21 protein-coding genes are annotated in these 21,738 nt (G+C 65.4%); 17 read left to right on the forward strand and 4 right to left on the reverse strand.

The annotated features are described in order from the left end of the window. The first annotated feature begins 385 nt into the window (after positions 1–385). The 5 genes from urtA (at position 386) to urtE (ending at position 6,106) form a co-directional block, all read left to right on the forward strand. On the forward strand, positions 386–1,666 hold the full coding sequence (gene urtA, locus AB4118_RS10570) for an urea ABC transporter substrate-binding protein (RefSeq protein ID WP_441489681.1): 1,281 nt from the start codon (positions 386–388) through the stop codon (positions 1,664–1,666). A 160-nt stretch (positions 1,667–1,826) separates the two neighbouring features. Next, on the forward strand, positions 1,827–3,443 hold the full coding sequence (gene urtB / locus AB4118_RS10575) for an urea ABC transporter permease subunit UrtB (RefSeq protein WP_441489682.1): 1,617 nt from the start codon (positions 1,827–1,829) through the stop codon (positions 3,441–3,443). Continuing rightward, a complete protein-coding gene (gene urtC / locus AB4118_RS10580) occupies positions 3,440–4,582 on the forward strand; it encodes an urea ABC transporter permease subunit UrtC (RefSeq protein WP_441489683.1) in 1,143 nt (380 codons plus the stop codon). The genes urtB and urtC overlap by 4 nt, the downstream gene beginning before the upstream one ends. 5 nt (positions 4,583–4,587) lie before the next feature. Next, complete coding sequence (gene urtD, locus AB4118_RS10585) at positions 4,588–5,349, forward strand: urea ABC transporter ATP-binding protein UrtD (RefSeq protein ID WP_441489684.1); 762 nt, start codon at positions 4,588–4,590, stop codon at positions 5,347–5,349. Positions 5,350–5,410: 61 nt separating this feature from the next. Beyond that, the gene (gene urtE / locus AB4118_RS10590; RefSeq protein WP_441489685.1) at positions 5,411–6,106 is read left to right on the forward strand and encodes an urea ABC transporter ATP-binding subunit UrtE; all 696 of its coding nucleotides are present in this window, start codon (positions 5,411–5,413) and stop codon (positions 6,104–6,106) included. Here the strand turns inward: urtE and AB4118_RS10595 are convergent. Then, the gene (locus AB4118_RS10595; RefSeq protein ID WP_441489686.1) at positions 6,097–6,507 is read right to left on the reverse strand and encodes a DUF2000 family protein; all 411 of its coding nucleotides are present in this window, start codon (positions 6,505–6,507) and stop codon (positions 6,097–6,099) included. The genes urtE and AB4118_RS10595 overlap by 10 nt on opposite strands. Here AB4118_RS10595 and AB4118_RS10600 point away from each other — a divergent pair. The 3 genes from AB4118_RS10600 to AB4118_RS10610 all read left to right on the forward strand — a co-directional run bounded on the left by AB4118_RS10600 (position 6,506) and on the right by AB4118_RS10610 (position 9,000). Further along, positions 6,506–7,369, forward strand: a complete 864-nt coding sequence (locus tag AB4118_RS10600; RefSeq protein ID WP_441489687.1) for an AraC family transcriptional regulator — start codon at positions 6,506–6,508, stop codon at positions 7,367–7,369. The genes AB4118_RS10595 and AB4118_RS10600 overlap by 2 nt on opposite strands. A 90-nt stretch (positions 7,370–7,459) precedes the next feature. Next, a complete protein-coding gene (gene gnd, locus AB4118_RS10605) occupies positions 7,460–8,443 on the forward strand; it encodes a phosphogluconate dehydrogenase (NAD(+)-dependent, decarboxylating) (protein ID WP_441489688.1) in 984 nt (327 codons plus the stop codon). A gap of 5 nt (positions 8,444–8,448) precedes the next feature. Beyond that, positions 8,449–9,000, forward strand: coding sequence for a gluconokinase (locus AB4118_RS10610; protein ID WP_441489689.1), 552 nt, complete (start codon positions 8,449–8,451; stop codon positions 8,998–9,000). A 100-nt stretch (positions 9,001–9,100) separates the two neighbouring features. On the opposite strand, the gene AB4118_RS10615 is transcribed toward AB4118_RS10610, so the two are convergent. Continuing rightward, positions 9,101–9,571, reverse strand: coding sequence for a Fe2+-dependent dioxygenase (locus AB4118_RS10615; protein WP_441490029.1), 471 nt, complete (start codon positions 9,569–9,571; stop codon positions 9,101–9,103). Between AB4118_RS10615 and AB4118_RS10620 the strand changes: the two genes are divergently transcribed. The 4 genes from AB4118_RS10620 to AB4118_RS10635 all read left to right on the forward strand — a co-directional run bounded on the left by AB4118_RS10620 (position 9,476) and on the right by AB4118_RS10635 (position 13,319). Continuing rightward, a complete protein-coding gene (locus tag AB4118_RS10620) occupies positions 9,476–9,844 on the forward strand; it encodes a hypothetical protein (RefSeq protein WP_441490042.1) in 369 nt (122 codons plus the stop codon). The genes AB4118_RS10615 and AB4118_RS10620 overlap by 96 nt on opposite strands. 9 nt (positions 9,845–9,853) lie before the next feature. After that, positions 9,854–11,188 carry a cytochrome c peroxidase gene (locus AB4118_RS10625; protein WP_441489690.1) on the forward strand — a complete coding sequence of 445 codons (1,335 nt, stop codon included), beginning with the start codon at positions 9,854–9,856 and terminating at the stop codon, positions 11,186–11,188. A gap of 131 nt (positions 11,189–11,319) precedes the next feature. Beyond that, positions 11,320–12,849: a UxaA family hydrolase gene (locus AB4118_RS10630; protein WP_441489691.1), complete on the forward strand. Its 1,530-nt coding sequence runs from the start codon at positions 11,320–11,322 to the stop codon at positions 12,847–12,849. Positions 12,850–12,926: 77 nt separating this feature from the next. Beyond that, the gene (locus AB4118_RS10635; protein WP_441489692.1) at positions 12,927–13,319 is read left to right on the forward strand and encodes a hypothetical protein; all 393 of its coding nucleotides are present in this window, start codon (positions 12,927–12,929) and stop codon (positions 13,317–13,319) included. A 62-nt stretch (positions 13,320–13,381) separates the two neighbouring features. On the opposite strand, the gene AB4118_RS10640 is transcribed toward AB4118_RS10635, so the two are convergent. After that, the gene (locus tag AB4118_RS10640) at positions 13,382–14,566 is read right to left on the reverse strand and encodes an aminotransferase (RefSeq protein ID WP_441489693.1); all 1,185 of its coding nucleotides are present in this window, start codon (positions 14,564–14,566) and stop codon (positions 13,382–13,384) included. A gap of 100 nt (positions 14,567–14,666) precedes the next feature. On the opposite strand from AB4118_RS10640, the gene AB4118_RS10645 reads away from it, so the two are divergent. Together AB4118_RS10645 and AB4118_RS10650 are read left to right on the forward strand one after the other, a co-directional pair. Then, positions 14,667–15,422 carry an SIR2 family NAD-dependent protein deacylase gene (locus AB4118_RS10645; protein ID WP_441489694.1) on the forward strand — a complete coding sequence of 252 codons (756 nt, stop codon included), beginning with the start codon at positions 14,667–14,669 and terminating at the stop codon, positions 15,420–15,422. Between the two features lie 138 nt (positions 15,423–15,560). Beyond that, entirely contained in the window at positions 15,561–16,175 is a 615-nt protein-coding gene (locus tag AB4118_RS10650; protein ID WP_441489695.1) for a cold-shock protein, read from the forward strand. Between the two features lie 216 nt (positions 16,176–16,391). On the opposite strand, the gene AB4118_RS10655 is transcribed toward AB4118_RS10650, so the two are convergent. After that, a complete protein-coding gene (locus AB4118_RS10655) occupies positions 16,392–16,742 on the reverse strand; it encodes a HesB/IscA family protein (protein WP_441489696.1) in 351 nt (116 codons plus the stop codon). Between the two features lie 86 nt (positions 16,743–16,828). Here AB4118_RS10655 and AB4118_RS10660 point away from each other — a divergent pair, with 86 nt between their 5' ends. The 3 genes from AB4118_RS10660 (at position 16,829) to AB4118_RS10670 (ending at position 21,625) form a co-directional block, all read left to right on the forward strand. Further along, positions 16,829–18,064, forward strand: a complete 1,236-nt coding sequence (locus AB4118_RS10660; RefSeq protein WP_441489697.1) for a deoxyguanosinetriphosphate triphosphohydrolase — start codon at positions 16,829–16,831, stop codon at positions 18,062–18,064. A 45-nt stretch (positions 18,065–18,109) separates the two neighbouring features. Then, positions 18,110–19,876, forward strand: a complete 1,767-nt coding sequence (gene argS / locus AB4118_RS10665) for an arginine--tRNA ligase (protein WP_441489698.1) — start codon at positions 18,110–18,112, stop codon at positions 19,874–19,876. A gap of 99 nt (positions 19,877–19,975) precedes the next feature. After that, entirely contained in the window at positions 19,976–21,625 is a 1,650-nt protein-coding gene (locus tag AB4118_RS10670) for an SPOR domain-containing protein (protein WP_441489699.1), read from the forward strand. The last annotated feature ends 113 nt before the right edge of the window (positions 21,626–21,738 follow it).

The raw sequence follows: 21,738 nt of genomic DNA on the forward strand, positions 1-21,738 counted from the left end.
CAATGAGACACTGGATCACCTCCTTTCAGTTGTTACCGACAAGAGAGAGGCTAAGGCGATTCTCCTTACTTCGTAAATGCTAAAATTTACGCTGTCCCCTTCGTCGAAACCACTGCGTTTCCGGGCTCGACTGTGCGGGCGTGCGGGCTGCAAAAAGGGCAGGCACGGTTTCTGTCTAAAAAATGAGCAGTCCCTTCGCGATTGCAGCATCGTTGCGTGCGGCGCGAGGTGATTGGCAGAAATTGTCTTCGATTTCGTCCTGATGACACGGATTTGCGTGCTTTCCCCGGTTGGCACGTCGCTTGCGAACCTTCCTGAACAGGCCGGCAAGGCCAGTCAGCGCTCGAGGGGAGCGCGCCAACAAAAGTGTTCGGGAGATCAGGCCGTGAATACTACTCGTCGCGTCGTATTGGGCGCCGCACTGGCGGGCGCAACATTCCTGGGGTCGTTCCTGCCGGTCGCTGCGCAGGAGACCATCAAGGTCGGCATCCTCCACTCTCTCTCGGGCACGATGGCGATCTCCGAGACGACGTTGAAGGACGTCATGCTCATGCTCATCGAGGAGCAGAACAAGAAGGGCGGCGTGCTCGGCAAGAAGCTCGAGGCCGTCGTGGTCGACCCGGCCTCGAACTGGCCGCTCTTCGCCGAGAAGGCGCGCGAACTGATCAACAAGGACAAGGTCGCCGCCGTTTTCGGCTGCTGGACCTCGGTGTCGCGCAAATCGGTTCTGCCCGTCTTCAAGGAGCTGAACTCGATTCTGTTCTATCCCGTGCAATACGAGGGCGAGGAGAGTGAGCGCAACGTGTTCTACACTGGCGCCGCGCCGAACCAGCAGGCGATCCCGGCCGTCGATTACCTTGCCAAGGAAGAGAAGGTCGAGCGCTGGGTGCTCGCCGGCACCGACTACGTCTATCCGCGCACGACCAACAAGATCCTCGAGGCCTATCTGAAGTCCAAGGGCGTCAAGGCCGAGGACATCATGATCAACTACACGCCGTTCGGCCACGCCGACTGGCAGACGATCGTCTCGGACATCAAGAAATTCGGCTCGGCCGGCAAGAAGACCGCGGTGGTCTCGACCATCAACGGCGACGCCAACGTGCCCTTCTACAAGGAGCTCGGCAACCAGGGCATCAAGGCGATCGACATTCCCGTCGTAGCCTTCTCGGTCGGCGAAGAAGAGCTTGCAGGCATCGACACCAAGCCGCTGGTCGGCCATCTCGCCGCCTGGAATTACTTCCAGTCGGTGAAGACCCCGGAGAATGACGCCTTCATCAAGCAGTGGAAGGCCTTCAAGAAGAACGACAAGGCGGTCACCAACGATCCGATGGAAGCCCATGTCATCGGCTTCGCCATGTGGGTGAAGGCGGTCGAGAAGGCCAAGTCGACCGATCCGGACAAGGTCATCGATGCACTGCCCGGCATCGAGGCGCCGAACCTGACCGGCGGCGTCTCGACGATGCTTCCCAACCATCACATCACCAAGCCGGTCCTGATCGGCGAGATCAAGGCCGATGGCCAGTTCGACGTCGTCTCGAAGACAGGCCTCGTGCCCGGCGACGCCTGGTCGAAAGAACTCGATGGCTCCAAGGATCTGGTCGGCGACTGGGTTGAGAAGAAATGCGGCAATTTCAACGTCAAGACCAGCAAGTGCGGCGGCGCGTGAGGTCATGAGGGGGAGGGGCGGCACGGGCGAATAGCGCCCGGCCGCCCCTCATTTTCTGCCGCGACCTGCGGCGGCTCTCGCAAGCAAGGCAGCGCGCATCCCCGAGGTTCCGTCTGCGCGGTTCCCGGGATGAGAGCTGAGGTCCCGATCTGAGCGCGTCATGAAGAGCGAGCCGATGCTTCTCCTGTCCAGATTGCTGCGCATGATCGTGGTCGCGACGGCTCTCCTGCTCGCGCCGGGCGTGGCCTTCGCCCAGAGCGCCGACGAGGCCTTTGCCCGGCTGGGGGCGGACAGCTTTTCCGACACGGCGCGGGCGGTCGAGATTCTGGTCCAGACCGCTCATCCGAACGCGGCCGTGATCATCGAGGCGCTCGCCGAGGGGCGGCTGCTCGCGGGCGGCGGGACGGTCGCGATCAGGACCGGGGCAGGCGGTTTCAGCGATGCGCGGACCCGCCAGCCGCTCCCTGCCGAGCCGGCAGGTGTCAGCGCTGTCAGGCTCAACAACAATGTCAGGCGCGTGATCCAGGCGGCGCTGGGTGGGCTCGGCCTGCTCAATCCCGATCCGGCCCGGCGCGCCGCCGCCGCCGAGGCGGTCTTCAAATCGCGCGACGCCTCGGTGCTGCCGGTCCTGGATGGCGCCATCGCCAAGGAGACCGACAATCGGGCGAGGATCGCGCTGCGCCAGGCGCAGGCGGCGATCCTGATCAGCAAGGCCGACGCACAGCCCTTCGACCGACTCGGCGCGATCGATGTGCTGCGCGAGCGTGGCGACCAGGATGCATTGGCGACCTTGCGCTCCCTGCCGGGCGACGTTCCCCAGTCGCTGAAGGAGGCGCAGGTGCGGGCGATCTCCGAGATCGAGGGCAAGCTCGCCCTGTGGCGCGCGGCGCAGAATTTCTGGTACGGGCTTTCGCTCGGCTCTGTCCTGCTGCTCGCCGCGATCGGGCTTGCCATCACCTTCGGCGTGATGGGCGTGATCAACATGGCCCATGGCGAGATGGTGATGCTCGGCGCCTATACCACCTTCGTGGTCCAGGAGGTGATCCGCGCCCGCATTCCAGGCCTGTTCGACTATTCGCTCGCCATTGCGCTACCGGCGGCCTTTCTCGTCGCGGGGCTGGTCGGTGTCGCGATCGAGCGCGGCGTCATCCGCTTCCTCTACGGACGGCCGCTGGAGACGCTGCTCGCGACCTGGGGCATCAGCCTGATCCTGCAGCAGGCGGTCCGCACCGCCTTCGGTCCGACCAATCGCGAGGTCGGGGCACCGGCCTTCATGGCGGGGGTCTTCGAGATCGGCGGGCTTGCGATCACCTGGAACCGGCTTTGGATCATCGTCTTCGCCGGGCTCGTCTTCGCCGCCCTGCTGGCCATCCTGAAGCTCACGCCGATGGGGTTGCAGATGCGCGCAGTGACGCAGAACAGGCGGATGGCGGCGGCCATGGGGATTCGCACCGGCCGGATCGATGCGCTGACCTTTGGGCTCGGCTCCGGCGTGGCGGGGCTGGCCGGCGTTGCGCTGTCGCAGATCGACAATGTCAGCCCCAATCTCGGCCAAGGCTACATCATCGACTCGTTCATGGTTGTCGTCTTCGGCGGCGTCGGCAATCTCTGGGGCACGCTCGTCGCCGCGATGACGCTCGGCGTCGCAAACAAACTGCTCGAACCCTATGCCGGCGCGGTGCTCGGCAAGATCGCACTGCTCGTCTTCATCATCCTGTTCATCCAGAAGCGCCCGCGCGGCCTGTTTGCGCTGAAGGGCCGGGCGGTGGAGGCATGATCACCCGCTTTCTCATCCAGGGGCTGGACAAGCGCGGCCTCATCTTCCTCGGACTTCTGGTCGCACTGGCGGTGCTGGTCCCGCTCGCCAATCTGCTGCTGCCGGAGAACTCGGTCCTTCATGTCCCGACCTCGACCATGTCGCTCTGGGGCAAATACCTCTGCTATGCGCTGCTCGCGATCTCGCTCGACCTCGTCTGGGGGTATTGCGGCATTCTCTCGCTTGGCCACGGCGCCTTCTTCGCGCTCGGCGGCTATGCGATGGGCATGTATCTGATGCGCCAGATCGGCTCGCGCGGCGTCTATGGCAATCCGATCCTGCCCGACTTCATGGTTTTCCTGAACTGGCACGAACTGCCCTGGTACTGGTACGGCTTCTCCTCCTTCCCCTTCGCCATGCTGATGGTGCTGGTGGTGCCGGGGCTGCTCGCCTTCGTCTTCGGCTGGTTCGCCTTCCGGTCCCGCGTCACCGGCGTCTATCTCTCGATCATCACCCAGGCGCTGACCTATGCGCTGCTGCTGGCCTTCTTTCGCAACGACATGGGCTTTGGCGGCAATAACGGGCTGACCGACTTCAAGGACATCCTGGGCTTCAACGTGCAGGCGCAGGCGACGCGCGCGGCGCTGTTTGCGATGACCTGCGTGATGCTGATCGCCGGCTTCCTGATCGCCCGCGGCATTGTCGATTCCAAGCTCGGAAAGGTCGTCATCGCGATCCGCGACGCCGAATCGCGCACGCGCTTCCTCGGCTACCGGGTCGACCGTTTCAAGCTCTTCGTCTTCACCGTCTCGGCCTGCATGGCTGGCGTCGCAGGCGCGCTCTACGTGCCGCAGGTCGGCATCATCAACCCCAGCGAATTTGCTCCGGCCAACTCGATCGAGACCGTGATCTGGGTCGCGGTTGGCGGGCGCGGCACATTGGTCGGCGCGGCGCTGGGCGCGGTCGTGGTGAACTACGCCAAGACGGTCTTCACCTCCGGCTTCATGGCGCCCTACTGGCTCTTCGCGCTCGGAGCCCTCTTCGTCTTCGTCACCCTGTTCATGCCCAAGGGCATTCTCGGCACGGCGCAGGACTGGTGGGGGAGGCGGCGCAAGCGCGAGCCAGCCGCCCCGCTGGCCGAACCGGCCCCGGCGGAGTGACGCGCATGATCCCGGCCCATGCAGCGCTCACCTCCTCACTGCTCTATCTCGATGGCGTCAGCGTCTCCTTCGACGGCTTCAAGGCGATCCGCGGGCTTTCGCTGGTGATCGCGCCGGGCGAGATGCGGGCCATCATCGGGCCCAACGGCGCCGGCAAGACGACGATGATGGATATCATCACCGGCAAGACCAGGCCGGACGAGGGGACGGTGATGTTTGGCGGCTCGGTCGACCTGACCAGGCTCGACGAGGCCGCAATCGCCAATCTCGGCATCGGCCGCAAGTTCCAGAAGCCGACCGTGTTCGACTTCCACAGCATCGAGGACAACATCCTGCTGGCGCTGAAATCGCAACGCACGGTGGCCAGAACCCTGTTCTGGAAGACGGCGGCAACCGACCAGAAGCGCGTCGACAATATTCTCGGCATCATCAAATTGGGGGATGCGCGCAGCCGTCTCGCCGGTTCACTCTCGCACGGGCAAAAGCAGTGGCTCGAGATCGGCATGCTCCTGGCTCAGGACCCGAAGCTGTTGCTCGTCGACGAGCCGGCCGCCGGCATGACCGATGGCGAGACGGCCGAAACGGCGGTGCTGCTCAAGGAGATTGCCAGGGACCATTCGGTGATCGTGGTCGAGCATGACATGGGGTTCATCCGCGAACTCGGCGTCAAGGTCACCGTGCTGCACGAAGGTGCGGTGCTGGCCGAAGGGCCGCTCGATCAGGTCAGCGCCAATGAGCGCGTCGTCGAAGTCTATCTGGGGCGGTGAGCATGATCGGGAAACATGGGAACCGGTTGTTCGATCAGGCGAAGCGGCTGGACATCGGACGATGCTGAACGTCGAAGCCATCGACCTGCATTACGGCGCGGCGCAGGCCCTGCGCCGGGTTTCGATTGCCGCCGAACCCGGCAAAGTCACCTGCGTCATGGGCCGCAACGGCGTTGGCAAGACCTCGTTGATGCGCGCCATCGTCGGCCAGCAGCCGATCAGCGGCGGGCGCATCAGCTTTGCGGGCGAGGACATCTCGAGCTTGCGCAGCGAGGATCGGGCGCGGGCCGGCATCGGCTTCGTGCCCCAGGGGCGCGAGATCTTTCCGCTGCTGAGCGTCAAGGAAAACCTAGAAACCGGGTTCGCGCCGTTGCCACGCCGCAGCCGCTTCATCCCGGATGACCTGTTCGACCTATTCCCCGTGCTCAAGTCCATGCTGGGACGACGCGGCGGAGACCTCTCGGGAGGCCAGCAACAGCAACTCGCCATCGCGCGGGCGCTGGTCACCCGACCCAAACTGCTGGTGCTCGACGAACCAACCGAGGGCATCCAGCCCTCGATCATCAAGGATATCGGCCGTGCCATCGACTATCTGCGCCAGCGCGGCGACATGGCGATCGTGCTGGTCGAGCAATATTTCGACTTCGCGCGCGAACTCGCCGACACGATGTTCGTGATGGATCGCGGCGAGATCGTGTTGTCGGGTGCGATGGGCGAGCTCGACGGAGCACAGGTTCAGAGATTGATTCAGGTGTGAAGGGTCAAGCCCTTGACGATCTTGTCGATTTCCTTGCGTTCGGCGTGGAGCGCCAGCCCGACGAGATCGAGCGCTTCGGTCGGCAGGGCGGCGACGGCGGCCCGGTTGTCGCTGTCGTTGCCGGTCGTGAACAGCTCGCTGGTATAGAGATGCGGGCGCACGCCACGGGCGCGGGCGCGCTCCAAAACCTGCTTCAACTGCTCGCCTGCCGCCGCAAAGATCAGGACGGGCTGGCGGATCAGAGGGCCGTAGAAACGGCCGGAGCCGTCGCGATAGGCTTCGCCCGCGAGTTCGGGCGAAGCGCCGACCAGCCCTCCGGCCAGGAAGCTCGCAACATTGAGTTTTTGCCAGGGAGCGAGATTCTCGCGTACCACGATGGCGATCTTGGTATCGTAACGCATGACCCAATCGCTAACCGAAGCCGGGAAGGCTCGTCTTGAACGATCGTGCGGGCCGGAGGGCGCCGACTGGGTGCGCACGGGCTCGGGCATAGACGGCATCGAGCGGATGGAAGCGTTCTTCCGCGGCTTTGCCTATGATCCGCATCGCCATGACACCTATGCGTTCGGGCAGACGCTGTCCGGGGTGCAGAGCTTCGAGTATCGCGGCAGCCGGTGCGACAGCCTGAGCGGGCATGCGATCGTGCTGCATCCCGACGAGATCCATAACGGGCGCGCCGGGATTCCGGAGGGGTTCAGCTACCGCATGCTCTATGTCGAGCCGCGACTGATCCGGGAGGCATTGGGAGCGCAGGGCTGCGCCTTGCCCTTCGTCTCGACCGCAGTTTCGCAGGATGCGCGGCTCGTTCGCGCGGTAGCCCATGCCTTGCGCGATCTTGATGCGCCGCTCGACGAGATCGCCGCCGAGGATATCCTGCTGCCGCTCGCCGAAGCGTTGCTCGCGCTCGATCCATCGGCTGCGCGGCCGACGGGACACGCGCTCGACCGGCCTGCCGCTGAGCGAGCCCGCCAATATCTCGACGCCCATCGCGACGAGGTGGTGGCCTCCCGCGAACTCGAAGCCATTGCCGGCCTCGATCGCTTCACTCTGGCCCGGCATTTTCGCGCCTGTTTCGGCACCAGCCCGTATAACTATCTCGTGATGCGCCGGCTTCAGCAGGCGCGCAGGCTCCTGCTCGGCGGCACCTCGCTCGTCGAGGTGGCGATGGCCTGCGGCTTTGCCGACCAGAGCCATCTGACCCGCCAGTTTCGCCGCGCCTATGGCGTGCCCCCCGGACGCTGGCGGGCGCTGCAGCGCGGCTGACCCCTGCCGGGTTCCGCTTGCTCCAACCCGCTGCACGAGGCATGAAGCGCTCCCAAAGCCGGTTCAGGATCCCCGGCAGGAGCCTTTGCTATGCAGCTTGGAATGATCGGCCTCGGCCGCATGGGAGCCAATATCGTCCGCCGGCTGATGAAGGCCGGGCACGAATGCGTGGTCTACGACCGTGATCCCAAGCCCGGCGCGGCGCTGGCAAGTGAAGGCGCGGTGGTTGCCGCCGATCTCGCCGATCTCGTCTCGAAGCTGAAGGCACCGCGGGCGATCTGGGTGATGCTCCCGGCCGGCGAGATCACCGAGGCGACGCTCAGCGAACTCGCGGCCCACGTCCAGCCCGGCGACACACTGATCGATGGCGGCAACGCCTTCTGGAAGGACGATGTCCGGCGCGGGCAGGAGCTCGCAGAGAAGGGGCTGCACTATCTCGATATCGGCACCAGCGGCGGCGTTCACGGGCTGGAGCGCGGCTATTGCCTGATGGTCGGTGGCGACAAGGCGGGCTTCGACCGTCTGGAGCCGATCTTCAAGGCGCTGGCCCCTGGCAAGGGCGACATTCCAGAGAGCCGGCACCGCGAGGGCCGCAACCCGGCATCCGAGCAGGGCTATCTGCATTGCGGCCCGGTCGGTGCCGGCCATTTCGTCAAGATGGTCCATAACGGCATCGAATACGGCATGATGCAGGCCTTCGCCGAAGGGTTCGACCTGCTGCGCAATGCCTCGGCCAAGGACGGTCTGCCACCCGAATACGGCTTCGATTTCGATGTCGCGGAGATTGCCGAAGTCTGGCGGCGCGGTTCGGTCGTGACCTCCTGGCTGCTCGATCTCACGGCCGAGGCACTGGCCGCCGACGAGGAGCTGTCTGCCTATACCGGGCATGTCTCGGATTCGGGCGAGGGGCGCTGGACGGTGCAGGCCGCGGTGGAGACCGCGACGCCGGCCGAGGTGCTGACCTCCTCGCTCTACACCCGCTTCCGGTCGCGCAAGGACCACACCTTCGCCGAGAAGGTGCTCTCGGCGATGCGCGCCGGGTTCGGCGGGCATGTCGAGCCGAAGAAGCCGTGAGCGTCATGAGCGCTTTCCCGCATGGGCAGATGCCGGCCGTCATCGTCGTCATGGGCGTCGCCAGCTCCGGCAAGACCTCGCTCGGCGAGCGTCTGGCCGAGCGGTTGGGCTGGCCGTTTCGTGATGCGGATTCCTTCCACCCGCCCGAGAACGTCGCCAAGATGTCGAGCGGTACGCCGTTGAACGATGAGGACCGCAAGCCCTGGCTGGCGGCGATCGCGGCCTGGATCGACGAGCTGCGCGCGACCGGCAAGAACGGAATCGTCACCTGTTCCGCACTGAAACGTGCCTATCGCCGCGTCATCATCGGTGACCGGCCGGATGTCGCGCTGGTCTATCTCAAGGGCTCGCGGGAGCTGATCGGCCAGCGCATGGCGGCGCGCCAGCACCATTTCATGCCGCCGGCGCTGCTCGACAGCCAGTTCGCGGCGCTGGAAGAGCCCGGGGCGGATGAGCACCCGCTGGTCGTGTCGGTGGCACTGGCCAAGGATGCGATCGTCGACGAGACGCTTGCCGGCCTGGCGGCGACGGGAACTCCGGGTGCTGGCACCCGCTAAGGCATCGGCCCGAAAAGTGGATTGCGGCTTTCGGGAAAGTCGATGCAAAACAAAGGGTTAGATCATTGGACTGGATACGATATCCGGTCCAATGATCTAGTCAGTCCTGCGCCCACATCCGGGTGAGGTTCGCGACCGATTTGGAGATCAGGTCGAACTCGGGCGTCTTGCCCTCGCGGCCGAACAGTGCGCGACGGGCCCGGTCGAGATCGAACAGGATCTCGCGCTGGCTTGCGTCGCGGATGAAGCTGCGAGCCCAGCCGACGGCAGCAATCCGTTCGCCCTTGGTCACGGGCGCGACATGGTGCAGCGTGGTCGAGGGATAGGCGATGAGCGAACCGGCCGGGAGCTTGATCGCCTCGTCGCCCGACGTGGTCTCGATCACCAGTTCGCCGCCTTCATAAGTCGCGGGGTCGGCCAGGAAGAGGGTGAACGAGACGTCGGTGCGCATGCCGCCCATCAGGGCGTCGTCGACATGGCTGCCATAGGCATGGCCGGGCTCGTAGCGGCTGAAGAGCAGCGGCGTCAGGGCCTTGCGCTCGAGACCCTGAAGGTCGCCGCCGACGAATATGGCAACGCCATCGAGAAGGGCCGTATCGCCAAGGCGGTCGAGTATCAGGACTCGCGCGGCTTCGTCTGGCATTCGGCTGCGATGATCGATGCGGTTGCCGGCGAGCTTGCCGCCAAGGACGCGACTGCCTTCAAGGAATTGCAGGCTGCGCTTGCCGAACTCAAGAAGGCGTGGCCGACGGCGGTCGCACCGAAGAAGCCGGTCAAGGATACCAGCGCCGTGCGCGGCGATATCGCTCGGGTTGAGCTCCAGGCTGGGAATTTCCTGCGCTGAGGCACGGCGATGGCCCTGTCGGCCTCCCTTTTGAACGCCTTTCTCGCCGGCGCGACCACTGCCGCGCTCGCGCTGATCGGTGGCTCGCAGGCGGTGGAGCCCGCCCAATCCGCAACGGGTGCAGGGCTGACCGCTGCGCGCGCGAGCTATCGACGTCCCAGCGCCGTGCCGTTCCGTGCCTCGAACCCGCTCAACCCCGCCAAGCTTGAGCTCGGGCGGCGCCTGTTCGGCGATCCGGCCTTGTCCTCGAACCGCACGGTCTCATGCGCGACATGCCATGACCCGGCGCTCGGCTTCACCGACGGCGTTGCGATCGGGAAGGGCGTGGCACTGGTGCCGCTGGCACGTCATACACCGCATCTGTGGAACCTCGCCTGGGGCGCAGCCTTCTTCTGGGATGGGCGGGCGCGCACGATCGAGGAGCAGGTGCACGGCCCGATCGAGAGCCCGCTCGAGATGGCCGAGACGTTGCCGCATATCGCCGTCAAGCTCTCGCGCAGGCCTGACTATCGCAAGGCCTTCGCGAGCGCGTTTCCCGGTAGCCGGAGCATCGGGCCTGACCAGATCAGCGCCTCGCTCGCGACCTATGTTCGAAGCCTGGTCTCGCCGCCGACCCGCTTCGATGCCTGGGTCGAAGGCGACGAGACCGCCCTCACCAGCGAAGAACAGGGGGGCTTTGCGCTCTTCACCGGCAGGGCCGGCTGCAGCAATTGCCACTCCGGCTGGGCTTTCACCGATCGTGCCTTTCACGATGTCGGTCTGCCGGGGAGTGATCTCGGGCGCGGCAAGATCATCGATCTGAGAGCAGCCGATCATGCGTTCCAGACTCCGTCGCTGCGGGAGCTGGCCTGGACCGCGCCCTATATGCATGACGGCTCGCTGCCGACGCTGGATGCCGTGCTCGAACACTATGAGCACGGTGTCGTGCAGCGGCCGAGCCTCTCGCCGGATATCAAGCCGATCGGGTTGACGTCGGAGGAGCGCGCCGCGCTGTTGGCCTTCCTGGCGACGCTGTCGAGCGAAAATCCGCCCGCACCGGTTTCTGCCCTCAGCGCTGCCCGGCCTGCTGAGCTGGCGGTTGCGGACCTGGGCACGACGATCTCGCAGAAGAACAGGATGTTCCAGCCCTCGTCCGTTAAGCTGCATGCCGGCCAGAGCTTGACGATCAACAATGACGATGTCCGTACCCATAATGTGCGGCTGGACACCGGTCCCAAGCCGTTCAACTCCGGAGCGCAGGAGCCCGGCCAGTCGGTGACGCTCCCGTTCACGCGGGCCGGCATATATGAGCTCTATTGCGGCATCCACCCGACCATGCAGCTCAGTGTTTCGGTCGAGCGATAGGCCGGCCTGACGATCCGGCGTCGCATGCAAGGCCGGGCTTACTTTCAACCGATTGAAAAAAGCGCAGGACAGGCGCATGTCTTGGACGAGCGCGGCCCTGGGTCGCCACCCCCAAGCAGACGGTTCCTCTCATGCTCGACAAGGTCTTGCCGCCGCGTACGCTGAAGCTCAATGCCGCCGACAATGTCGCGGTCGCGGTCGATCCGATCGATGCAGGCGTCACCGCAGCGGGTGTCGTCGCCCTGAAACGCATTCCGCGCGGCCACAAGGTCGCACTGGCCCCAATTGCCAGGGACGAGCCGATCCGCAAATTCGGCCAGATCATCGGCTTTGCCACGGTCGACATCCCGCCTGGCGAATGGGTGCACGAGCATAATACCGGCTTCCACGCCTTCGAGCGCGACTATGATTTCTGTGCCGAGGCGAAGCCTGAATTCGTGCTGCCGGTCGAGCAGCAGGCGACGTTCGAGGGGTTTCGCCGCAAGGGCGGTGGGGCCGGCACGCGCAACTATGTCGGCATCCTCACTTCGGTGAACTGCTCGGCCTCGGTCGCGCGCTTCATGGCCGAGGAGATCAAGCGCTCGGGCATTCTGGCCGATTACCCCAATGTCGACGGAGTCATCGCGCTGACCCACGGCACCGGCTGTGGCATCGACTACAATGGCGAGAGCTTCGAGGTCCTGAAGCGCACGACCTGGGGCTATGCCTGCAACCCCAACATGGCGGCGGTGCTGGTCGTCGGCCTCGGCTGTGAAGGGTTTCAGATCAAGCGCATGAAGGAAGCCTATGGCGTCGAGGAGAGCGACATCTTCCGCACCATGACGATTCAGGAGACGGGCGGCACCAGGAAGAGCGTCGCCGCCGGCATCGAGGCGCTGAAGGTGATGCTGCCGATCGCCAACCGCGCCGTGCGCGAGACGGTACCCGCCTCGGAGCTGACGCTTGCCCTGCAATGCGGCGGTTCCGATGGCTATTCCGGCATCACGGCCAATCCGGCGCTGGGCGCTGCCGTCGACATCCTGGTCGAGCATGGCGGCACGGCGATCCTGTCCGAGACGCCCGAAATCTACGGAGCCGAGCACCTGCTCACCCGCCGCGCTGCAACGCGCGAGGTCGGCGAGAAGCTCGTCGGCGTGATCAAGTGGTGGGAGGAGTATACCGAGCGCGCCCGCATGAGCATGAACAACAACCCCTCGCCGGGTAACAAGGCGGGCGGGCTCACCACGATCCTGGAGAAGTCGCTGGGTGCGGCGGCGAAGGGCGGCACCAAGACGCTGGCGGCCGTCTATCACTATGCCGAGCCGGTGAAATCGAAGGGCTTTGTCTACATGGACACGCCTGGCTACGACCCGGTCGCGGCGACGGGGCAGGTCGCGGGAGGCGCCAATATCCTCGCCTTCACTACCGGGCGTGGCTCGGCCTATGGCTGCAAGCCGACACCTTCGGTCAAGCTCGCCACCAATACGCCGATCTACGAGAAGATGATCGACGACATGGATATCAATTGCGGGGACATCCTCGATGGCGTGACGCTGGAGGAGAAGGGCCGCGAGATTTTCGAGACGCTGCTGCGCGTTGCGTCCGGCGAGCGCTCCAAATCCGAGCAGCTCGGCTATGGCGATGCCGAGTTCGTGCCCTGGCAGATCGGCGCAACGATGTGATCGCAGTCCTTTGACAGGAGGGGAGCGCGGTTCCATCGGCCGCGCTATCCAAGACGAAAGCGCTGGGGGGCGCTCTCATGAAGCACATTCTGCTTGTCACCGTGCCGCGGCTTTTGCTCGGCCTGATCTTCCTGGTCAGCGCAGTCGACGGTTTCTGGTTCCTGGCGACGGGGAGCCATCTGATCCATCCGCCGACTTCGCCGAAGGGCATGGAATTCGAGCTCGCTCTGCAGAATTCCGGCTTCTTCTGGCCCTTTCTGAAAAGCGTCAATCTTGTCGGGGCGCTCAGCCTGCTTCTCAATATCGTGCCGGCCCTGGGGCTCGCATTGATTGTGCCGGTGATGGCCGTGATCGTGCTGTTCCACCTCACCATCAATCCGCAAGGCCTGCCGGTCGCACTCATCCTGATCGTCAGTGGTGGTCTGCTGTTCTACGCCTATCGCGAGCGCTACGCCGCCCTGCTTCGGTAAGGTTCTGGCCAATGGTCGTCCCGGTCGCCCATCGGCCACCCGGGATGCCCCCCGAGTTTCATTCAGAGCGTAAAGCCCGCGAGCCGTTCGCCGATCTCGCTGATCCGTTCCTTGCCGACATTGGCGATGGCGATGCGCAGATGCTGTTCCTGCCCGGGGCCGAAATAGGGGCCGGGCAGGGCGAGCACGCCACGCTCCCCGACCAGGGCCCGCACCACCTCTGCCGCGGGCACGTCTGCGAATGGATGCGCGACATAGGCGAAATAGGCCCCGGCTGCGAGCACCTGCCAGCCGTTCAGCGGCGCCATCGCGGCACGGAAGGCGCCGGCCCGCGCATTGATCTCGGCACGGTTGGTCTCGCGCCAGCCGCGAATGCCGTCGATGCCCCAGGCAACCGCCTGCTGGCCGGCCCGCACGGGGCTGATCTGGACGCAGTCCAGCACCTTGCCGATCTGCTCTACGACCGCCTCTCCGGCGGTGATGGCGCCAAGGCGCCAGCCTGGCACAGCATAGGCCTTTGAGAAGCTGTAGAGGCCGATCACGGAATCCCGCCAGCCGCTTGTCGCGAAGATCTCATGCGGCGCCTTCACTCCGTCCGGCAGGAAGTCGCGATAAGTCTCGTCAATGACGAGCCAGATTCCGCGCCTCGCGCAGAGCGCGGCAAAGGCCGCAATGGTCTCGGGCGGATAGACCGAGCCGGTCGGATTGTTGGGCGTCACCAGCACGATCGCGCGGGTCTTCGCATCGATCAGGCTTTCCGCCTGCTCGGCATCCGGAACGAAGCCGCAAGCCGGATCGCAGGGGAGCGGGCGCGCTTCGACGCCGAGCATTGTCAGCGTCATCTCGTGATTGAAGTACCAAGGCGTCGGCAGCAGCACATTGTCGCCTGCCCGGGCGAGCGCCATCATGGTCACGACATAGGCCTGATTGCAGCCGGAGGTGATGGCGATCTCGGTCGGCGCAAATGGAGTGCCATAGATCCTGCCGATCTCGGCGGCATAGGCTTCACGCAGCGAAAGATCGCCGGTGATCGCGCCATAGCGTGTCAGATCGGGCAGGGCGGCGGCCTCGCCTAGGCGCTGCAGCAGGGACGTGGGTGGTGGCGAGCCTGGCACAGCCTGCGAAAGATCGATCAGCGGGCCGGAGCGGCCGTCATAGGAACGAGCCCAGCCCTGCGCCTGCGGGATCGGCGGCGTGCCGGTGTCGAGAAGGTCGGGGTTCAGCGTGGGGCGGACAGTCTGGAGCATGACGGCAGCTTTGAGGCGCGTCCGGCTCCGCGTCAATCGGCTTGGCCGCAGCACGGGGCAGCGCTCATATAGGCAGCGGCAAAGGCGGACGAGTGGGCCCATGCAGGACGAGACCAACGACGCGATCGACGAACTCCACGCGCTGCTCGACCGCGCTGCCGTGATCGTCAGTTTCACCGGAGCCGGGATCTCGACCGAATCCGGCGTGCCGGATTTCCGGTCGCCCGGCTCGCCCTGGATGATCCACAGACCGATCCCGTTCGACGCTTTCGTTGCCAGCCGCGAGGCCCGCGTCGAAGCTTGGCGGCGCAAGTTCGCGATGGATGACCATTTTGCCGGTGCGATGCCCAATCGCGGCCATAAGGCACTTGCAAATCTGGTGGCCCAGGGTCGCTCTCCCGGAGTGATCACGCAGAATATCGACGGGCTGCATCAGGATTCCGGCATCCCCGAGGACAGGATCATCGAACTGCACGGCAACGGCACCTATGCCACCTGCCTGACCTGCGGCTGGCGGCATGAACTGGCCGCGATCCGCCCGGCCTTCGAGGCAAGCGGAGAGCCGCCGCGCTGCATCATCTGCAGCGGCATCGTGAAGTCAGCGACGATCTCGTTCGGCCAGGCCATGCCGGAAGCGGCGATGCGACGGGCGCATGCGCTGACCATGCGGGCGGATCTCTTCCTCGTTGCGGGCTCGTCGCTGGTGGTGTTTCCGGCTGCGACGTTTCCGGCGATCGCCAAGCGCAATGGAGCGAAGCTCGTGATCATCAATCGCGAACCGACGGAGCCCGACGCGATCGCCGATCTCGTGGTGCGGGCCGAGATCGGCCCCGCGCTTGGCCGGCTGGCAGGCTGAGCGCGCCAAAAGCGTTGCCAATCTGCCGCGGTGTCCATCGCGATGATGTGGATGACGCCAAGCCGGCTGTATCGCGCCTTCGAACCGATGGTATCGTATCGGCACGAATCAAACAGTTCGCGCGGAGATGAGCGGGACATGTCCGACGAGTTCGGTGAGAGCGGGCGGCCACCGGTCGGTCCGATTCAATCACTCAACCGCATCATGCGGCTGGACGGAGGCGAAGGCTTCGATCACGACGCAAGCGTCGAGGTCGTGGGCTACGTCAAGTGGTTCGATGTCAGCAAGGGCTACGGTTTCGTGGTTCCTGAGGATGGCGGTGCCGACGTGCTCGTCCATGTCACCATCCTGAAGCGCGATGGCTTCAACGCCATCGCCGAAGGGGCCCGCATCGTTCTGGAAGCGATCGCGAAGGCGCGCGGACGTCAGGCGGTGCGCGTGATGTCGATCGATACCTCGGCCGGGCGCCATCCGGCGGAGATGCCGCTGGCACGCACCAATGTCTCGGTTGCTCCGACGAGCGGGCTCGAGCGCATGGTGGTGAAGTGGTTCAATCGCCTGCGCGGCTTCGGTTTCGTCTCGAAGGGCGAGGGCGCTCCGGACATATTCGTCCATATGGAAACCTTGCGCCGCTACGGCATCGTGGAGCTCATCCCCGGCCAGACGGTGCTGGTGCGCTACGGACCTGGACCGAAGGGCCTGATGGCGGCCGAGATCAGGCTGGAGCAGGGCGGCGCGATCAGCTCGCACTGAGCGCCGACAATCAGATCGCAGACCAAGGAAGAGGCGCCGTCAGGGCGCCTTTTCCTTTTTGTGGGCGCCGAGCGCCCGGCGTCGGACAGCGGCGGCCATGAACTCGCCTCTCGCGCCCGAGGTGATCTGCGCGTTTCGCCGAGAATCGTCAGCTGCTTCGGGAGAATGGCGTCAGGCACGGCCCGTCATCAGGCCCTGCTGCCCATTGCCGACCCGCTAGAGCGCAAACGACGTCCCACAGCCGCAGGAGCTGGTCGCGTTCGGATTGGTGATCTTGAAGGACTGGCCGACAAGATCATCGACGAAATCGATCGTGCAGCCTTCGAGCAGGTCCAGCGAGGTCTCGTCGATCAGGACGGTTGCGCCGTCGCGCTCGATCACGAGGTCGCCCGGCGCCTTTTCGTGGTCGACATCGAAGATGTACTGGAAGCCCGAGCAGCCGCCACCGGCGACGCTGACGCGCAGCATCGAGCCGGGCGGCTCCTTCGCCATCACCGCGAGAATGCGATTCGCGGCCTTGCCGGTGACGGCGATGCCACGCGGATTGACCTGAAGATCGGTCGTCATAGGCAGATGCTCCTTGCACCTTTGTTGTCTGCGAAGGTAATTGCGCCGCAGCGCCTGTACAAGCAGGGGGCGTCGATAGGTCCGCCATGCCGCAGCCACAGAGCCCTTCATCCGACCGCGAGCCCGGCGACCGCTGGCGCGCGGCCTATGCCTGTCGTTCGAGCCAGAGCCGCGGCCGCCTGATCGCGGAGCCGGCGTCACCGACGCGCAGCCATTTCCAGCGCGATCGCGACCGGATCATTCATTCCACAGCCTTCCGCCGTTTGAAGCACAAGACGCAAGTCTTTGTTTCGCATGAGGGAGATCATTACCGTACCCGCCTGACGCATACGATCGAGGTGGCGCAGATCGCGCGCGCACTCGCCCGGGCGCTCGGCCTCGACGAGGATCTGGCCGAGGCTCTGGCGCTGGCGCATGACCTTGGCCACACACCGTTCGGGCATACCGGTGAGGATGCCCTCGATGCCTGCATGCACAAGTTCGGTGGTTTCGACCACAACGCCCAGACGCTGCGAATCGTGACCCGGCTTGAACATCGCTATGCCGGTTTCGACGGGCTCAACCTCAGCTGGGAGATGCTGGAAGGGCTGGTCAAGCATAACGGCCCGCTGATCGGCCCCGACGGCGTGCCGACTGCCCGCTATGCGAAGACTGGTGTCCCAGCGGCGATCGTCGAGTATCAGGAGCGGCAGGATCTCTGGCTCGACAGCCATGCCTCTGCGGAGGCGCAGGTCGCCGCGCTCGCCGACGACATCGCCTACAACGCCCATGACATCGATGATGGCTTGCGGGCAGGGCTGTTCGGGCATGCGGAGCTTCGCGTCGTGCCGTTCCTGGCGGATCTGCTCGACGAGATCGAGCGGTTGCATCCTGGCCTCGAGACATCCCGCGCCACGAACGAGCTGGTGCGCCGGGTGATCACGCGCTTCGTCGAGGATGTGATCGGGCGCTCCGAGGAGCTCATTGCCGCGCTGGCGCCAACTGATGCCGATGCGATCCGCCGGGCGGGAGCGCCGGTTGTCGCCTTCTCGGAGACGATCACGACGGCCGATCGCCAGATCAAGGCCTTCCTTTATCCCAACATGTACCGGCACCCACGGGTCGGGGTCATTCGCCAGCAGGCAGCCGACGTGGTGCGCGACCTTTTCACGCGCTTTGCTGCGGCGCCGCAGGCGATGCCGCCCGACTGGGCGGCTGGGATGACGGAGCTCGACGAGCCCCGCAAGGCCCGCCGGATTGCCGACTATATTGCCGGTATGACCGACTGGTACGCGCTCGACGAGCATCGCCGCCTGTTTGACGCGACCCCGTCGCTGCGATAGGCCCGGGCACTTCTTCCTTCCAGTTTTCGTATTCTTGCGGTCGCAATGAACCTGTTCGAGACCTTTTCCGCGCGCATCAACAGCGCCCTGACCCTGCTTGCAGATCGCGGCGCCATCCCGACCGGGCTGTCCTTCGCCCGTGTCGTCGTCGAGCCGACGCGGGACCCGGCCCATGGCGATCTTGCGATCAATGCCGCGATGGTGCTCGCCAAGGAGGCCGGCACCAACCCACGCGCTCTGGCAGCCTTGCTGGTTGATGAGCTCGCGCGTGATCCGGACGTGGCGAAGGCCGAGATCGCGGGGCCGGGCTTCATCAACCTGACGCTGCAGCCGGCCGTCTTCACGGGGATTCTGAAATCCGCGATCGAGGCCGGACTGGATCACGGCCGCGGTGCGCTCCGGCCCGATCCGAAGATCAATGTGGAATATGTCTCGGCCAATCCGACCGGGCCTATGCATGTCGGCCACGGGCGCGGCGCTGTCTTCGGCGATGCCTTGTCGAGCCTGCTCGCCTTTGCCGGCCACGCGGTCAGCCGCGAGTACTATATCAACGATGCCGGCGCGCAGGTCGATGTACTCGCCCGCTCCGCTTTCCTGCGCTACCGCGAGGCGCTGGGCGAGGAGATCGGGGCGATCCCGGAGGGACTCTACCCCGGCGACTATCTCAAGTCGGTCGGCGAGAGCCTGGCCAAGACCTATGGCGAGAGCCTGCGGGGCAAGCACGAGTCCGAATGGCTGGTGGCGGTGCGCGCTGCCGCGATCGATGGCATGATGGCGATGATCCGGGACGATCTCGCTGCACTCGGGGTCGTTCACGACGTCTTCTTCTCGGAGCGCTCGCTTCAGGCGGTCGACGGCAATATCGATGCCGTGCGCGAGACGATCGAGGACCTGCGCTCGCGCGACCTGATCTATGAAGGCAGGCTTCCGCCACCCAAGGGGCAGAAGGACGAGGACTGGGAAGACCGCGAGCAGACCCTGTTCCGGGCCACGCTGTTCGGCGACGATGTCGACCGGCCGCTGCTCAAGTCGGACGGCAGCTACACCTATTTCGCCAATGACATCGCCTATCACCGGTCGAAATTCGTTCGCGGCTTCGCCGAGATGATCGATGTCTGGGGCGCTGATCATGGCGGCTATGTCAAGCGCATGTCGGCTGCGGTGAAGGCGGTGACGCATGGCGAGGGCTCGCTCGACGTCAAGCTCTGCCAGCTCGTGCGGCTGCTGCGCAATGGCGAGCAGGTGCGCATGTCGAAGCGCTCCGGGGATTTCGTGACGCTGCGCGAAGTCATCGACGAAGTCGGCCGCGATGCGGTGCGCTTCATGATGATCTTCCGCAAGAACGACGCGACGCTCGATTTCGATCTCGCCAAGGTCGTCGAGCAGTCGAAGGACAATCCCGTCTTCTACGTCCAGTATGCCCATGCACGCTGCGCTTCGATCTTCCGGCAGGCGCGCGAGGCGTTCCCGGGCATCGATCTGTCGCCCGCGGTGCTGGCGCAGGCGGACCTGTCGCGCCTGACTGACGAGGCGGAGATCGGCATCATCAAGATGATCGCTGCCTATCCAAGAATGATCGATGCAGCGGCCAGCGCACATGAGCCGCATCGCGTGGCATTCTTCGTCCATGAGCTGGCGAGCGCGTTCCACTCGCTCTGGAACAAGGGCAAAGACTCGCCGCAATTACGGTTCGTTAATCAAACTGATCGAGAATCCACGGTAGCAAGACTGGCGTTCGTGCACGCGGTGCGCAGCGTCCTTGCCTCCGGTCTGGCTGTCGTCGGGGTTGCGGCGCCGGAAGAAATGCGTTGACGGCCAGGATCGCCGGCGGCGCGCAAAGTCGGTCAGATTGACCTTGCGTAGAGTTCGGCGTTCCATTCGGGCGCCGACAGCGCTGGAATGGATCATACCATGAGTGAGCCAGCTAGGAACCGTTTCGCCCTCGACCTCGATGACCTCGAGCGTCAGCTGCGCGGCGCGGCTCAGCCTCCAAAGGCAGGGGCGTCTGTCGACCCGCTTGTCGAGCTGACCCGAATCGTCGGTCAGGATGACCCCCTGAAGGAACTCTTCTCGCCGCGGGCCGCTGCCGCTCCGGTGCAGCAGCAAGCGGCCGCCGCTGCAGCCTGGCCGGGCGCCCGGCAGCGCCAGGAGCCTTCTTTTGCTCAGGCACCGGCTCAGCAGCCTGTTGCCGCCAACAATGCACAGCCGCCGGCCGATATGCTGGGGGCGCTCGATGAGTTCGAGGCGCTGCTTCGCCGCGGGGATATCGCCCGCCCGGCACCTGCCGCCGAACCGGTCCGGCAGGCTGCGGTCTATGTTCCGACGCCGGTCGAACAGCCGGAGCCCTATCGCGCTGCACGTTCGGAGCCCGCCCGGCCTGCCGCGCATGATGCGCGTGACCTCGACGAGGAGCGTGGCAACGCGCAATATCAGGATTACGGCCACGACACGCAGGCGGACTATCCCGAGCCGCCGCTGATGGCCGAAGATGATTATCAGGATCTGCCGCCGCGGCGCTCGCGCAAGGGCCTTTGGGCTGCCGCTGCCGCGATTGCCGTCGCAGTGATCGGCGTCGGCGGCTATATGGGCCTGCGCGGTCCGTCCGTGACAAGCGACGGCCAGCCGCCGGTCATCGCGGCCGATGGCGGCCCGAGCAAGGTTGCGCCAACCAATCCCGGCGGCGCCGAGATTCCGAATCAGAACAAGCAGATTTACGAGCGTGCTGGGGACAGCCCGTCGAACCCGACCAAGGTCGTCAGCCGGGAGGAGCAGCCGGTCGATATCCAGCAGGCGGCACGCACGATGCCGGGCCGGATGGTCATGCCGGGGCTCGGCTCGACGCCGCAGGCAGGCGCCAATGGCAATCCGCTGGCCCAGGCTCCGGCGGCTCCTGAGCGCGGCTCCGTCTCGCCGGCCGAAGCTGGTCTGATCGCAACGTCCAGCGTACCAGGCCTTGGCGAGCCGCGCCGGGTGCGTACCGTCTCGATCCGTCCCGATGGCACGCCGGCGCCTCCGCCCGGCGCGAGCGCGGCCTATAGCAACGGTGCGTCAGGGCTCGCGACCGGCGCAGCGCCAACCAGGCTCGGCGGGAACCTGCCGCTCAATCCATCCTCGACCGCGAGCACTAATCCGCCGCGGCAGCGTACGGCTGCTACGCCGGCCGTGGCGCCTGAGGCTCCGAAGGCTCAGGAGCGCGTCGCGACACCTGCGCCGGCGACCACCCCTGCCGCGCCGGTGCGTGTTGCAAGTGCTGCTCCGACACCGGCTCCCGCTGCGACGCCTGCTCCGGCGACCGCCGCGATCCGTAGCGGCACCGGCGACTTTGCCGTGCAGCTCGCTGCTCCCGGCAGCGAAGCGGAGGCACGCGCCGCATTCGCGGCCCTGCAGCGCAAATATCCTGGCCAGCTCGGCGGCCAGTCGCCGATCGTCAAGAAGACGGATCTCGCTGGCGGAAAGACCGTCTATCGCCTGCGCATCGGGCCGTATTCCCGCGAGGATGCGGCAACGATGTGCACGCAGCTTCAGGCTGCCGGCGGCCAGTGCTTCATCGCCAAGAACTGATTGCCAACTTCGAGATGATCAGACCGCCGGTGGCTTCTGCCACCGGCGGTTTTCCTTTGCCGTGTGTCGCGGACAGGGGGCGGTGTTATGTCGTGCTGTGTTGGCAGGGGCTG

It is taken from the genome of Allobosea sp. 2RAB26 (assembly GCF_052115465.1).
Classification (GTDB): domain Bacteria; phylum Pseudomonadota; class Alphaproteobacteria; order Rhizobiales; family Beijerinckiaceae; genus Allobosea.